The sequence below is a fragment of the Rhizobium sp. 18055 genome (genome assembly GCF_902706285.1).
In the GTDB taxonomy this organism is placed as follows: Bacteria; Pseudomonadota; Alphaproteobacteria; order Rhizobiales; family Rhizobiaceae; genus Rhizobium.
In genome coordinates this window covers 1-395 of record NZ_CACSKD010000462.1, presented here as the reverse complement: position 1 = coordinate 395, position 395 = coordinate 1, and the positions used below count along the sequence as shown (strand labels likewise).

Genomic DNA, 395 nt, shown 5'->3' with positions numbered 1-395 from the left:
CAATATCAATAAAACAATGTACAGTATATACGAATGCTATAAACTGAATGTTTTCTCATATTAATAAGGAAACATTCGGTTTTTAATTTGCATTTAAAAATAATTAGTTTTTAAAGGGGCTATTTAAAGTGAAAATATTTGATTACGAAGATATTCAATTAATAACTAATAAATGCATAGTTGAAAGTAGGTCTGAATGTGATACAACTATCCAATTTGGTCCGAAAAAATTCAAGCTTCCTGTAGTTCCTGCAAATATGCAAACAGTTATGAATGAGAAATTAGCGAAATTGTTTGCTGAAAATGATTACTTTTATATCATGCATCGTTTTGATGAAGAAGCAAGAATACCTTTTATAAAACATATGCAAAATTCAGGCTTATTTGCATCTATT

1 protein-coding gene is annotated in these 395 nt (G+C 27.1%); it reads left to right on the top strand.

The genetic code is table 11. From position 1 onward, the window contains the following. Nucleotides 1-128: 128 nt before the first annotated feature. A partial coding sequence (locus tag GVL52_RS30030; RefSeq protein ID WP_200848069.1) for a hypothetical protein occupies nt 129-395 on the top strand: 267 nt, incomplete at its 3' end.